Raw genomic sequence first — 14692 nt, forward strand, 5'->3', positions numbered from 1 at the left:
ATGCGTTACAATGGAACAAAATCAGAGGGAGGAAACGGTGAAAATCCAAAAACAACAGGTAATGCGGAATGTCCTGTTCGCATTATCTCCATTGTGTCTTGCAGCTATCTATCTCTATGGTTGGCGATTCCTTGCCGTACTGGCAATAGTTGTGGCAACAGGACTGCTGAGTGAATGGCTGATGGCTAAACGCTATCAACTGAAAATGACCGAATCGGTCTTCGTTTCGAGTGTATTGTTCGCACTTTCATTACCACCAGGCATACCACTTTGGATAGCCGCTGTGGGTATCGCATTTGGTATAGTCTTCGGCAAAATGGTATTTGGAGGCTTTGGAAAGAATGTATTCAATCCAGCGATAACAGCAAGAGCATTCGTCTATATCAGTTTTGGCGTTCCTATGACAGCACGATTCCTAGCGCCCCAAACCACTATAAATTGGTTTCCTGCAGGATTCGGCACATGGCTCACCACGGCCGACAGCGTCTCGGCAGCAACTCCGATGGCAACCAAATCCGTACCGTATCTAGACCTTCTATTAGGAAATATCAGCGGAAGTTTTGGTGAAACTTCGGCCATCCTGATTCTCCTCGGTGGACTGTACATCGTATATAAAAAAGCCGCCAACTGGAAGATTGTCGTAGGATCCATCTCATCCTTCCTTATTCTGCAGACTATCCTTTGGTTAGCGGGCCATCCCAATGCAGCGGATCCACTGTATGCTCTTGCAAGCGGCTCTTTCCTTCTTGGAGCATTTTTCATGATTACGGATCCCATTTCATCTTCTCAATCGACCGATCCTGGCCGTTGGGTATACGGAATCCTATTTGGATTGCTCACCGTAGTGATCCGTGTATTTGCAAACTGGGCTGAAGGAGTTACATTCGCCATCCTCTTGGTGAATATGTTCGGTCCATTGTTCGACTACTATTTCAAGCAACGCAAATCCAAGCAGAAGGCTAAGGCTAAAGCGGGAGGTGCTGCATGAAAACTGAAAGTTTTTATACCAAACGGATCCACCCCCTTGTTGTCATGGCATTGGTCACTGTTGCCTGTATTGTAGTTACGGCATCCCTTCATCTCTCAACATTAGAGCGGGTAGAGACCAATGAACAGTTCTTCCTGTATAGAAGTATTTTGGATGCCGCTGGAATTTCCCACGATGGGCAACCGGCTTCTGTTGCATCTCTTTACCAAGAACAGGTTAATGAAGATTCGGGCATTTACCATGCCGAGACAGCCGATGGTGGAAAGCGGCATGTGATAGAGATTACAGGACCAGGTCTTTGGGGGCCGATTACCATCATGATAGGATTTGAAGACGATCTGAAGACGATCTCTGGTGTCTCCATCGTGAGTCAGAATGAGACTCCCGGACTTGGTGCTAGAATAGAAGAACCATGGTTTACCGCACAATTCGCAGGCAGGCAGGGACCATTCCGTATCGTGGAAGAGGGAACCGCCGATGCTGCTGATGAGATCGATTCGATCACGGGAGCTACCAGGACAAGCGAATCCTTTAGGAATATCGTTAATAGAGCTGTCGCAGATAGCGACTCGATCTCGAGGGGGCAATAATATGGCTGCAGGAATGATGAAAAAAACATTTTTGGCCCCATTGGGGAAAGATAATCCGGTCTTTGTACAAATTTTAGGAATTTGTTCCACCTTGGCGGTCACCAACAAACTAGAGAATACAATGGTTATGTCCCTAGGTGTGATATTTACATTGGCACTCTCCAGCTTAACACTCTCGATGTTAAGGAAATGGATTCCATCCCGCATCCGCATGATGGTGGAGACCATGATAATAGCTACCTATGTCATCATCGTCGATATCGTGCTCAAGGCCTACTATCCTGAGATGTGGAAACAACTGGGACCATATGTAGGTTTGATTATCACAAACTGTATCGTCATGGGCCGAATTGAGGCTTTCGCTCTCCAGAACAAGCCCTCGCTCTCACTCATAGATGGACTAGCTAGTGGCTTAGGATATGCATATGTTCTTCTGATCATAGCATTCTTCCGTGAACTGCTTGGGACAGGAACCCTTTGGGGAATCCAGATCCTTGGTTCTTGGTGGACTAGCTGGGCAATCATGATCATGCCGCCGGGAGGATTCTTCATGCTGGCGATATTCATGTGGATTGTCCGTGAAGCAATTTTCAAGGAGGGCAGCCATGAGTGAGTTTTTGTTTCCCCTAGCCGTATTCTTTGCAGCGATCTTTACTAACAACATCCTGCTTACAAACTATCTGGGCATGTGCTCATTCCTCTCCGTATCGAAGGAATTAGAGACATCAGCTGGCCTCGGTATCGCCGTCACCTTTGTACTTGCTGTGACTACAGCGATCAACTGGGTGGTCTATCATTTCCTATTGGTACCATTCCAGCTTGAGTACTTACGATTCATTGTTTTCATTATCGTCATAGCTGCCTTCGTACAGCTGATTGAGATGGTGATCGAACGGTATAGCGAAGGACTCTACTTCGCATTGGGAATTTTCCTTCCCTTGATAACCGTGAACTGTGCAATTCTTGGTGTATCCCTGTTCATGGTCATTCGGGAATATTCCTTCATCACCAGCTTCTTCTTCGGCCTCGGTAGTGGACTCGGCTGGCTATTGGCTATCTTGGCGATGGCAGGAATTCGACAGCGACTGAAGACCGCGAAGATTCCCCCTGGACTTGAAGGTGCCGGTATCGCCCTAATTATCGCAGGATTCATGGCTATGGCATTCATGGGATTCTCCGGCATGATCACCATTTCATAGGGAGGCGAAGATGATTGCATCATTATTGATCAGTGTACTGGTAATTACTGCGATTTCAGTCGTCCTTGCCCTACTTATGGTGATAGCCGATGCCACTGTAGGAAACTATGGCGTAGTAAAAATCAATATCAACGACAAAAAGGAACTGGAGGTCGCCGGTGGGCAGCCTCTTTTGAAAGCATTGAATAGCGAAGGGGTCTTTATTCCGAGCGCTTGCGGTGGACGTGGTTCCTGTGGACTTTGTAAAGTCCGGGTTATCGAGGGTGGAGGGAATTACCTACCAACGGAATTACCATGGATATCGGAGGAGGAGAAGAAAAACCAAGTACGACTCTCCTGTCAGTTCAAGGTAAAGAATGATGTCTCCATCATGATCCCCGAAGAACTGTTCTCGGTACGCCAATTCGAAACCAAGGTAGAGAGTATTCGTGATTTGACCCACGATATCAAGGAAGTGAGACTTAAGCTCATTGAGCCTTCAGAAATTGAGATGCGAGCAGGACAGTTCATCCAATTCCAGGTACCAGCGTATGAATTGACCGATGAACCAGTTTATAGAGCCTATTCGATGGCATCTGTCCCAAGCGATACGAACCATATCGAACTTGAGATACGACTTGTACCAAATGGTATCTGTACAACCTATGTACATAAACACCTGAAAGAGGGAGATTCCGTAACAGTGAACGGACCCTACGGTGAATTCTTCCTCCGTGATACCGATAGAGATATCATCTGTATCGCTGGAGGCTCTGGAATGGCTCCCTTGAAGTCTATACTCTTGGATATGGCAGAAAAGAAGAGTCCACGCAAAGCACGTTATTTCTTTGGTGCCAGAACCGGAAAAGACCTATTCCTGCTCGATGAGATGAAAGCTCTTGAGGATAGGATGGAGAACTTTAAATTCATTCCAGCTCTTAGCGAACCACAACCTGAGGATAATTGGTCTGGAGAGACTGGCCTTATTACCGATGTAGTAAAACGGATGACCGAAAACGCCTCTGAAAGCGAAGCGTATCTGTGCGGTAGTCCTGGAATGATCGATGCCTGTATCAAGGTCTTGCAGGAATTAGGCATGCCAGAAGAACGGATCTACTATGATAAATTCGCTTGATTCGTTGGGAGGAACATGAGTATGAAACAAACACCCGGATATGATGCAATACAGCGACAGATGGCTCCAGGAGTCATAACTCTAGATGGTTTTCTTGGAACTGATACACGTAAGCTTATCGACATCCTTAACGCGGATGACGCTATTGTACGACGTGCTGAAGTTACACATGAGGAGATTGCACAGCGGATGCAATACTTCAGGGATGCCGGTTTGGATGGGCTAGGAGAGTTCATGACCATAGATGAAGAGTACGATGTGCGAGTAGATTCCGTTCGAGGAAAGCTTCCCTCTCCGTTTGGAGGACCCGGAATGTATGAGAAGGTGAATACCACCGTAGTGAACAAGCGTCTTGGTAGGGAAGTTGTCTATACCGATCTACACATCCATTTCGTCCGTGACCACGGATTCTACGAAGGTAAAGGTTCCCCCTATCGGTTGGAGCCGGAAGAGTTGATTGCAGTCCTCGGGGTGAAGTAGCCTATAGGGAATTCCAATCGAACTGAAGGACCTGCTCGACGAACAGTCGTGTCAGGTCCTTATCAAATTGGGTGCCTGCACATGTTTTTAATTCTATCGCGGCTTGCCGATCCCCAATTGGCTCCCGGTATGTCCTTGCTGCTGTCATTGCATCGTAAGCATCGGCTATCGCGATTATTCTCGCTTCAAGTGGTATATCATCCCCTCTGAGTCCTCTGGGATAGCCCTTTCCATCCATCCGCTCATGATGCGCTAGGACATAGTTGGCCATCTCACCTAATTCCCCAACTGATCCCAGAATCCGCCAACCAGTCTCAGGATGACGTCTGACGGCTTCCCACTCCCTAGGAGTAAGTTTCCCTTGCTTATTGAGAATGGATTCATCGATCGCTATCTTTCCAATATCATGAAGAAGGCCAGCTGTACGTAACTCAGCAACTTTTTTCGTGCCAAGACCGGCGGCTTCAGCGATACGGACGACCAAAACACTTACCCGTCGGGAATGTAGTTCTTCTCGACGATTCTTCTCATGCAAGGTGCTGATTATGGTATTTATCGCCCTACTTCGGGTACTCGGGCTCTCGTTCAATTTACTCCAATTCAGACCATTTTCTGCCCTCTTTACCAGTTCGTTCAAACTCTCGGAGACATGAGTCTTTACAGCAACCCCAAAGGACATGGTAACTGTTACATGATGGACCCCGATTTTCTCGATTTTCGAACTGATACGATTCGCAATCTCCCATGCTTCGAGTTCTTCTGTCTTATCGCACAGGAGGGCAAATTCATCCCCTCCAAAACGGGAACAAACTATACAATCACGTCCTTCATCCTCGATTACCCGTGCCACCTTGATAAGCAGATTGTCTCCTGCTTCACGCCCAAAAGCATCGTTTACCACCTTGAGTCCATTCAAATCACCGATAAGCAGAGCAAGTGGATAATCCTTCCGTTCATCGGCTTTCGCCAGCTCCTCTTCGAATGATTGCCGATTGTCCAATCCAGTGAGCACGTCGTGGCGGTTTGCCCATAGGATCGCCTGCTCCATCTCCTTCCTAGCGGTAATATCGGTAATCATACAAAGATGGAGAGGAGTACCCTTTGTTACGGCAGCAAGTTTGGTAACCGCCATATTCACCCAAACGGATGTGCCATCGGGGCGGATATAGCGTTTATCCATCGTGAATGCAGGAATTTCATCTGCCATGAGACGATGCATCATTGCTTCGTCTTCAGCTAGATCATCGGGATGGGTAATCTCTTTCCAAGATTGACCATGATAGCCAATCTTTGTCATTCCAAGGATTTCAAGGAATTTCCTATTTACCGAAACGGGCGTTCCACTTTTTGAATCCGTTACTACGATACCCATGGGAGCCTGTTCGAACATCGCCTTGAACCACTGTTCGCTCTCTTCCAAGCGAAGGACCATCTTTATCCTAAGCATCTGGTTATAGAGAAGCATCGAAAGGAAGTAGCTTCCCAAAGGATACACGAGCAGAATCGGAAGACTCAGACTCATGAATACTTGTGTACGTATTTCGCCCGGCATGAACACCATACAAGCCAACATGACGATATGGACGATCAGTCCGACAAGATACAATTCGATGTGGTTCGTATACTTCGATTCCATGAATCGATTGAATCTCAGATGGTGCCAAGCTACCCCGATACCACTCGCAGTCAGAATCACCAGAATTCCGGTCACCATTCCGCCTCCACCAATAATGATCCGGTAGGTCATCATGGCACAAGCTGCGATGCAAGTAGGTATGGCACCGAAGAACATCGCTGTGACTCCGAGAAGGATGGATCTTCCATCGAATACCACACCTGGGGACATTACCAAAGGACGAGACATAATGAGGATACCGACAGCGGCCAATATGAATCCCATCAGGAAAAGGAAGAGTCTGTCGTTTCGAAGCCTTCTTATAGGGAGTGTCGCATAGATGACACTGATGGATAAAAGAAGTGAAATATTGTAGATAATATCGATTACCATAAATCTCCTATAGCCTTACTACTCTATTGCGCCCCTGGGTCTTTGCCATATACAAGGCTTTGTCAGCTCTAGCGATGATACTTGCGGTATCGGTATCGAACAACGTAACATCGGAGAGTCCGATACTAATGGTAAGCGGAATTGGGGTCTGTCCGAAGGTGAATGCATTGTGTTGTACCTTATAGCGCAGGTCTTCCGCAAGATCCATGCTCCGCTGCATCGAGTAACCCTCCAAGGAAAAGATGAACTCATCTCCTCCGAATCGGGCTAAATTGATCTCTTTTCCCACCAGTGTTTGGATCAATGAGACCAATTGCTTAAGGACATGGTCGCCTGCGAAATGGCCATACCCATCGTTGATCTCCTTAAAATGATCGATATCGAGGATAACCACTGATAAGGGCATCTTATCTTGTGTATATAACTCCAATTGGTCGCTGAATCGTTCAAAGAAAAACCGTCTATTGTAGATTTTGGTAAGTGAATCCTGGTATGACAGTTCACGTAGCTTCTGTTGGAGCTGTTTCCTTTCGGTAATGTTCAGAATAAGTGAAGTAACTGCGCGATGGCCTTCATACAGTCTATCCAATGGATACATCCGGGCTTCGAACCACTGTGTTCCACCGGGACCATTCTTTGGAATACCATCTACCGTCTCAGTAGCCAACTGGTATTCGAAACTATTCATTGCCTTTCCATCCAATGTCCGTTTGACCTGTTCCATGAAGAATTCAGCGAAGTCCCTCTCCATGAAATCGTAGATATTCCGCCCCTTCAATGTCTCTGCATCATCATACAACGTGCGCTCAGTTCCTCCGAAGACATCGAGATATGTCCCGTCTTCCGAGATGATAAAGAATGGATCAGCAATGGATTTGAGTAAGTTCCCATACAAGTCCTGTTGTTCATACCGATTCATCAAAGAGTTCCTCCTTCTGTAGCGTCGGGTCGGACAAATAGGATATTGGCAACGAATGGAAGGCTTTCACGACCGAAGGATCGAACTGGGTTCCGGAACATCGGTCTAGCTCACGAAGAGCCTCGTCAATCGATAGCGGCTGTTGCCTATATCCACTTGGACTGGTCATCGAGTCGAATGCATTCGCTACAGCGATAATTTTGGCCTGCAGTGGTATTGAGGTATCGGTCAAGCCTCGGGGATAGCCTTTCCCATCGGGCTGTTCATGATGTGCCAAGATCCAATCGGCGATATGCCCAAAGTTTTGGACGGAGCGGAGAATCTGGAATCCCATTTCGGGATGCCTTCGCATCTGGGACCATTCCTGATCCGAGAGCTGTCTCTTCTGGTTGAGCAACTCCTGGGAAATTCCGATCTTCCCAATATCGTGTAGCATACCTGCCAAACGCAAGTCATCCACCTCGGCTGGCGGAAAGCCCATTTCTCTTCCCAACTGGATACAGAGCGCCCCGACATGTTCACTATGGTCCTTCTCATAACGACCCTTATCATAGAGACTATGGATTAAGACTTTTATGACATCATGCTTATAACTGGAGCTTTCCAACAACTTCTGTCGATACATGATATCTTCAGCTTGTTTGAATATAGCTTCGAATGAATCTGAGGTCTTATAGGCTGTCGCACACCCGAAGGAGACAGAGAGTCTTGTCTTGCCAACCTGTTTATCGGCAATTTCCTGTCTCATTCCCTCTATTCTCTCGAGGGCTTCTTCCTGCGAAGTCTTTGCCATGAGGACAACAAATTCATCGCCTCCAATCCTTGCAATGATATCTTTTTGTTTATTCACAGCTAAGAGTGAGTTGGCGCAAGTGACCAGCAACTGATCCCCCATCTGATGTCCGAATACGTCATTGGTAAGTTTTAGACCATTCACATCACACACAACGACCGATAGTGGCATGTATCGTTCATCGGAACAGAGTATTGTCTGACGCTCTTCATAGTAACGACGGTTATAGAGTCCTGTTAGTTGGTCTCGATAACTCAGATGGAGAATCCTCTCTTCGTTACGTTTTCTGGTGGTGACATCACGACTTACACCGATCGCTTCCACTTTCTGCGATCTCTTGAGCCTAAAATTAATGGAAGCCTCTGCCCAAATCACCGAACCATCCCGCTTAACCTGGCGCATTTGCAGTTTCCACCGTTTCTCCAATTTGGGATGCTTGGAAAATTCAAGGATCATATGACCCAGTTTCTTTTTGATCCGCTCTACATCTTGGGGATATAGGGAGAACTCGACCGGTTTCTCAATCAACTCCTCCGGTTCGTAGCCGAGGAATTGCCGTACAGAGGGACTCAGATATACAAATGCCCTCTTTTCTACATCGTATACCCAGATTACATCGGAGGCATGTTCTGCAATAAGCCGATACCTTCGTTCGCTTCTCTTTAATGCGACTTCACTCAACCGTCGATCGGATATATCGAGTTGCATACCAAAATTACCGACAATTTGCCGTTTCGAGTTGTACAGGCAGTGGTAATCTCCCCTTATCCAGATCGGAGTACCATCGAATTTGCGTCCTTCGAACTCCTGGCTTGTCTTCCCCTGGTCCATGAGTTCACGCCAGACCTGCTTGGTAGTCTCGAGATTATTGCTGAACAACTCGGAAAGACTCATACCGGCAACATGTTCAGCATTGGTACCAAACTGTTCGAGGAAGGCTTGGTTGGTCTTCACTAATAGGAGATCTTCCATCATTGAGTCGAGAAGGGCATCCTTGTCAGAAGCCTGGTCCCAATCGACCGGTTCCTCCAACATCATCATGAACATTCCGGTGAGAGTCTGGTCGAAAAGGAGGTTCATCAAGTCGAGTTCCCGTTGTTTCTGCTTCTCTGTTGCCATCCTCTCTGTGATATCCCGGGCTGATCCATAAATTAGACCATCGCTCACATGGGCTCGCCATTCCAAGGATCTAAAGCTTCCTTCGAAATTTCTATACCGGTTCACAAAATTTCGGATCACCCGATTCTCATCCAGATCCTCCATTACCTTAACCGTGGATTCGATATCTTCGGGATGGATATAATCGAAAACATGGGAGCCGAGCAAAGATTGTTTCGGGTAACCGAGAATATGAGTCCACTCATCATTGGCAATGATGATTTTACCTTCGAAATCGATCACAAAGATCAAAACAGGGGTAAGGTTGACTATACCTTCATATAGTCGTGTCCGTTTGACTTCGGCAGTAACATCGTTTATCAGTACTACGATCTTACCTTTCTCAGGACAACTGACACGTACACTGAACCAACGATCGACATAGTCAACACGTTGTACAACGTGTTGGCTAATACCGGTAAGTCCTACCCTACCTACCGATGCGATCCAATTGAATTCATTTCCTTGAATCTGGGGAAGACATGTAGAGAGATTCTTTCCTTCGAAATCGGTTTTTTGCATACCGACAAGTTTTGCGAGGGCATCGTTGACTTCAATCAATGAAAGATCAGTAGGATTACCGTCGTTATCGGTGACAACGGCTGCATAAGCATAGCCGATAGAGGATTCAATGATAATTTTTCTATAGAATTCCTTATCCACTACCCGATTCCCCTCTCCTGAGCACAAGTGTACCATGCCTAATAAATTGCTTCTATAGGGAGATTCGATTATGGAGCAACAGAGAGGGCTAATTCAATAGAAGCGATTCTTGTTTCCATCGATTCCGAGCGCGATGTGAGAACAATGGGGAGTTTCGCACCAACCACAATCCCAGCAGAAGCCACGTCAGGAACCGAAAGAAAAGCCTTATAGGTTGCATTCGCAGCATCGATATTCCCAAAGACCAGGATATCGGCATCGCCAGGGACCTCGCCTTCTATACCTTTTATGGTGGCAGCATCCTGTGACAAAGCGACATCCAAGCCGAACGGGCCTTCAATCACTGCTTGGGAAAATGCTTCAGTGTTCTTCTGTAAAAACACCAGCTGAGAGGCATCGGTTGTTGAGACGATACGTGGATTGACCGTCTCAACAGGACATACCAGTGCGACTTTCGGATTCTCGATCCCTAGATTATGGGCAACCGAAATAGCATTTATGATAATTTGCACCTTTTTATCAAGATCAGGCAGAATTGAAACTGCTGCATCGGTAAGAAACAGCATCTTGTGATACCAAGGCAGTGTCAACTTTGCGATATGGCTGAGTAGAGCTCCTTCGGGAAGAAGATCCAACTCCTTATTGAGTACAGCCTTCAAGAACTCGGCGGTATGGACCGAGCCTTTCATAAGAACCTGTACACGCCCTTCACTAGCAGCAATTACGGCCTCTTTGCAGGATTCCATGGTATCCATCGTATGGTTCATCGTGATCCCAGTCAAATCAATGCCAAGGGTTTCGGCCATACGTTTAGTCTCTTGCCGGTCTCCATACAAAACAAAGTCCACACCTTGTTTGGATCGCAAGGCTTCCATAGCCCGAAGGCTCTCGGCATGGGATGAGCCGACGATCGCCACTACTTTATCCCGATCATTCATACTCCATTACCTCCCTACCATGTCTAAGAACGGCAAAGGCATTCTCCGCAAGGGACTGCATTTCGCCCTCCCCTGGAAGCACTATGATTTTCGCCAAAGAACCGATACGTCTTTCGACCATCTTCATCATACCTTCATTATGCGCTATCCCACCGGTGAGCACAACTGCATCGACATGACCTTCCAATACCGCGAAATGGGAGCATATCTCCTTACAAATCTGATAGACTAGGGTTCTAATCCAAAATTCAGCATCAGAATCGCCTTCTTCAGCACGAGAGGCTAGACTCTTGACATCCCTCGTTCCTGTATAGGCATAGAGACCCCCAGATCCTGTAATCATTTTTTTCAACTGAGGGTAGGTATAGGTCCCCGACAACGCGAGACGGACCAAGGAGCCGACAGGTACTCCGCCTGAGCGTTCGGGAGTGAATGGGCCTTCTCCATCGAGAGCGTTATTCACATCGATCACTCTCCCATATCGGTGGGAGCCAACGGAGATCCCACCACCAAGATGGGCAACGATAAGATTGACCTCTTCATACCGCCTACCCATGATTTCCGAGGCTTTGCGAGCAACGAATTTCTGATTCAGGGCATGGAATATACTCTTTCGCTCAATATCTGGAATTCCCGAAATCCTTGCTTCATCTATCATCTCATCTACGACAACCGGATCGGCGATTAAGGCTTCACACCCGAAACGTTTTGCCACAGCATCGGCAAGAGGAGCCCCAAGGTTGCATGCATGTTCTCCATAGGCACAAGATTCCAGATCCCGCAACATACGATGTCCGACCCGATAGACTCCTCCAGGTAAAGGATGCAACAAGCCTCCTCTACCCATGGCAATCGCCAATTTTCCTGGTTGCACATGGTGCTTGGCCAAGAATTGTATTACGAGATCGCGTCTAAAGGTGAACTGTTCAAAAACCGAACCGAATCGAGCCAATTCTTCGACTGTGTGTTCGTGGTTTTCAGTCGCTATCTCCTTTTCATCCGAGAATAAAGCCAGTTTTGTAGTGGTAGATCCGGGATTTATTGCAAGTACCAGTGAAGTTTGGATTTCCATCATGCATTATCCTCTCAATTCGTATTCTCCAAGTAGTCTAAGGTCTTTTCTACAATCTTTAGATTCTTCTCCAGATACTCCCTTTTCCGCAATACCAAAGGGATACATGCTTTAAGCGTTTGTAGCGGTATGACGCCACTCAAACTCAGATACGTTGTAGCCAAAACCACATTAGCAGCCGACTGGAGGCCAGCATCTCGGGCAATTTCGGTCGCGGGTATGTAGATCGCCTGCACATCTGTCCGCTCTACTTTTCGATCGACAATCGAAGAATTAACCACAACCAGACCACCAGGACAGACCAAGGGCTCGAACATATCCAGCGATGGGCCATTCATCACAATCAGCACATTGGGATGATCGATCAATGGAGAACCAATCTCATCCTTAGAGAGTGTGACGCTAACATTCGCACTTCCGCCACGCATCTCTGGACCATAGGAGGGAAGCCAAGATACCTCCAGATGCTCCATCATACCACAAGTCGCCAGAAGTTCACCTGCCGAAAGGACACCCTGACCACCGAATCCGGAAATTTTGATCCTCTGTGTCTGCTGAAGAGGGTCTTCCCGAAGAATGGGGATATTCGAATCTGATGTTAAGAACTCGATAAGCGCATGGTCATCCAGCGGTTGAATCTCTTCTGAGGTGGGCGTGTGTTCGCCTTCTTTGTCGATATTTCGAAACGTACCCAGAGGGAATTGTTCAACCATCTGTTGGTCAATCCATGCGCGAGAATCCACGGGAGTCATACGCCAATTGGTTGGACATGGAGATAGAATTTCCACAAAAGAGAACCCTAAACCATCTACTTGCGCCTGGAGGGCTTTCCGGATCGCTTTTTTCGTCTTTATGATCTGTTTTGGGCTGGATACTGCACAACGTTCGATATAGATGGGAGCTTTCAACGCATTCATGACTTCTGCCATGCCCAGTGGATTGCCATCACGTTTTTCATCTCTTCCGAACGGCGTGGTCAACGTCTTCTGTCCAAGTGGTGTGGTGGGGGCCATCTGACCACCGGTCATACCGTATATCGCATTATTGATGAAGAATACGGTGATCGGCTCTCCCCTATTGGCAGCATGCATGATTTCCGTCATACCGATTCCCGCCAAATCTCCATCTCCCTGATAGCTTATTACAATGGCATCCTTTACTGTTCTTTTAACCCCTGTAGCTACCGCTGGAGCCCTGCCATGTGAACATTGAATATTACCTGTATCGTAATAATAATAGGCGAATACAGCACATCCAACCGGAGAGAGGAAAACAGTGCGATCCTGGATTCCAAGTGCATCGATTGCCTCAGCGATCATCTTCTGGATGGTACCATGGCCGCAACCAGGACAGTAATGGGTGGTAAAGGAACCTTCACCTTTTCTTTCATAGGTATCATAAAAACTTTCCGCTTTACCGAATCGTTGTATCTCCTTGGTCATTTCTTGCCCCCATGTACAAAATCCTCTTCGATACGCTGGACCAATTCCGCTACGGTGGGAGTCTCCCCTCCCATAGTGAGGTATCGTGATACCGGCGCCATACCTTTGGATGCAAGCTCGATATCATCCGCCATCTGGCCACTGCTGAGTTCTACAACGACCAATGAAACTCCCTTCCGGGCAATGGATTCGATTATCTCCCTGGGGAGAGGGAAAAGTGTCTTCGGCCTGAGCAAACCGACCTTCACGCCTTTATCCCGTAGTGTATGAATGGCTGAGTGGGCTATCCTAGCTGCAATCCCATAGGCAACGAAAACGATATCCGCGTCATCTATCAGATATGTCTCATAGTCGACTATCTCCCTTTCTACCCTCTTATAGGTTTCTTGGAGATCCTCGTTGTGTTTCCTCTGTAAAGGTGGACTCATGTAGATAGAAGAAATGAGGTTCTTCCTACTTGCAGCATCCCCGTAGACAGCCCATTCCTTCCTCTCTCCATGGAGAACCGGACCTTCAATCGTAACAGGTTCCATCATCTGTCCGATATAGGCATCACTAAGGATGAAGACTGTCATCCGGTAGGTATCGGCTAAGGTAAATGCCTTTCGAGTGAAATCGAACATCTCTTGGACAGATGCAGGAGCCAGTACGATATTGGCATAGTTTCCGTGCCCGCCACCTTTTACCACCATATTGTAGTCACTCTGCTCTGGCCAGATATTTCCTAATCCAGGACCTGCCCTTTGCATATCGATCACTACCGATGGTAGACGTGCTCCGGCAAGATAGGAGAGACCTTCTCCCATCAAAGCTACTCCGGGACCTGAGGATGCGGTCATCACCCTAGCTCCTGCGCTTGCGGCACCGTAGAGCATGTTGATAACACTGACTTCCGATTCCGCCTGTAGGAATGTCCTACCGGCACCAGTAAAATAATAGGCAGCGGCTTGGGCAATCTCACTCGCCGGGGTGATCGGATATCCGAAAAAGTGGGTACATCCACCCATAAGTGCTCCATGGACAGCTGCCTCATTTCCTTTCATCAATCGTCTACCCATTAGTGCTCCTCCTCTGAAACCACAGTAAGAGCCCCCGGTTCGGGACAACTAAGAAAACACAACCCACAGGCAGTACATGCCTCAGGATTAATGAATTGGACATATTCGTATCCCATTGAATTAAGCTTGCCAGACATGGCTAAGCATTTTTTTGGACAAACGGAGACGCAGACGGCGCATCCTTTGCATTCATCGTCACGAACACGGACATGATTCATGCAGGACCTCCTATCGGTCTCTAGATTCTAGAAACCGCATTGGCCTCGACAT

At 47.3% G+C, this 14692-nt stretch carries 14 protein-coding genes; 6 read left to right on the plus strand and 8 right to left on the minus strand.

The genetic code is table 11. The annotated features are described in order from the left end of the window. Positions 1 to 37: 37 nt before the first annotated feature. From ACODJP_RS01590 to ACODJP_RS01615, 6 genes are read left to right on the plus strand one after another with little or no spacing between them, the layout of a single operon-like run. Positions 38 to 988: an RnfABCDGE type electron transport complex subunit D gene (locus ACODJP_RS01590; RefSeq protein ID WP_422477772.1), complete on the plus strand. Its 951-nt coding sequence runs from the start codon at positions 38 to 40 to the stop codon at positions 986 to 988. Beyond that, complete coding sequence (locus ACODJP_RS01595; protein ID WP_422477774.1) at positions 985 to 1578, plus strand: FMN-binding protein; 594 nt, start codon at positions 985 to 987, stop codon at positions 1576 to 1578. The genes ACODJP_RS01590 and ACODJP_RS01595 overlap by 4 nt, the downstream gene beginning before the upstream one ends. A gap of 1 nt (position 1579) precedes the next feature. Next, a complete protein-coding gene (locus ACODJP_RS01600; protein ID WP_422477776.1) occupies positions 1580 to 2191 on the plus strand; it encodes an NADH:ubiquinone reductase (Na(+)-transporting) subunit D in 612 nt (203 codons plus the stop codon). Further along, positions 2184 to 2777, plus strand: a complete 594-nt coding sequence (locus ACODJP_RS01605) for an Rnf-Nqr domain containing protein (protein ID WP_422477778.1) — start codon at positions 2184 to 2186, stop codon at positions 2775 to 2777. Before ACODJP_RS01600 ends, ACODJP_RS01605 begins: the two co-directional genes overlap by 8 nt. Before the next feature lie 10 nt (positions 2778 to 2787). Beyond that, positions 2788 to 3891 carry an NADH:ubiquinone reductase (Na(+)-transporting) subunit F gene (locus ACODJP_RS01610; RefSeq protein WP_422477780.1) on the plus strand — a complete coding sequence of 368 codons (1104 nt, stop codon included), beginning with the start codon at positions 2788 to 2790 and terminating at the stop codon, positions 3889 to 3891. Positions 3892 to 3912: 21 nt separating this feature from the next. Then, the gene (locus ACODJP_RS01615; protein WP_422477782.1) at positions 3913 to 4371 is read left to right on the plus strand and encodes a hypothetical protein; all 459 of its coding nucleotides are present in this window, start codon (positions 3913 to 3915) and stop codon (positions 4369 to 4371) included. Position 4372: 1 nt separating this feature from the next. On the opposite strand, the gene ACODJP_RS01620 is transcribed toward ACODJP_RS01615, so the two are convergent. Genes ACODJP_RS01620 through ACODJP_RS01655 form a run of 8 tightly spaced genes read right to left on the minus strand, consistent with a single transcriptional unit; the run spans position 4373 to position 14640 of the window. After that, positions 4373 to 6379, minus strand: a complete 2007-nt coding sequence (locus ACODJP_RS01620) for an HD domain-containing phosphohydrolase (protein ID WP_422477784.1) — start codon at positions 6377 to 6379, stop codon at positions 4373 to 4375. Positions 6380 to 6386: 7 nt separating this feature from the next. Continuing rightward, a complete protein-coding gene (locus ACODJP_RS01625; RefSeq protein WP_422477786.1) occupies positions 6387 to 7298 on the minus strand; it encodes a sensor domain-containing diguanylate cyclase in 912 nt (303 codons plus the stop codon). Further along, positions 7285 to 9948: a sensor domain-containing diguanylate cyclase/phosphohydrolase gene (locus ACODJP_RS01630; protein ID WP_422477790.1), complete on the minus strand. Its 2664-nt coding sequence runs from the start codon at positions 9946 to 9948 to the stop codon at positions 7285 to 7287. The genes ACODJP_RS01625 and ACODJP_RS01630 overlap by 14 nt, the downstream gene beginning before the upstream one ends. Positions 9949 to 9980: 32 nt before the next feature. Beyond that, positions 9981 to 10850 carry a phosphate acyltransferase gene (locus ACODJP_RS01635; RefSeq protein ID WP_422477792.1) on the minus strand — a complete coding sequence of 290 codons (870 nt, stop codon included), beginning with the start codon at positions 10848 to 10850 and terminating at the stop codon, positions 9981 to 9983. Next, positions 10843 to 11922 (minus strand): butyrate kinase, encoded by a 1080-nt coding sequence (gene buk / locus ACODJP_RS01640; RefSeq protein ID WP_422477794.1) that lies wholly within the window; start codon positions 11920 to 11922, stop codon positions 10843 to 10845. Before buk ends, ACODJP_RS01635 begins: the two co-directional genes overlap by 8 nt. 14 nt (positions 11923 to 11936) lie before the next feature. Beyond that, entirely contained in the window at positions 11937 to 13364 is a 1428-nt protein-coding gene (locus ACODJP_RS01645; RefSeq protein ID WP_422477796.1) for a 2-oxoacid:acceptor oxidoreductase family protein, read from the minus strand. Then, entirely contained in the window at positions 13361 to 14422 is a 1062-nt protein-coding gene (gene vorB, locus ACODJP_RS01650; protein ID WP_422477798.1) for a 3-methyl-2-oxobutanoate dehydrogenase subunit VorB, read from the minus strand. The genes ACODJP_RS01645 and vorB overlap by 4 nt, the downstream gene beginning before the upstream one ends. Further along, on the minus strand, positions 14422 to 14640 hold the full coding sequence (locus ACODJP_RS01655) for a 4Fe-4S dicluster domain-containing protein (RefSeq protein WP_422477800.1): 219 nt from the start codon (positions 14638 to 14640) through the stop codon (positions 14422 to 14424). Before ACODJP_RS01655 ends, vorB begins: the two co-directional genes overlap by 1 nt. Positions 14641 to 14692: the final 52 nt, after the last annotated feature.

This window comes from Pleomorphochaeta sp. DL1XJH-081, assembly GCF_049310885.1.
GTDB lineage: Bacteria > Spirochaetota > Spirochaetia > Sphaerochaetales > Sphaerochaetaceae > CAYZJV01.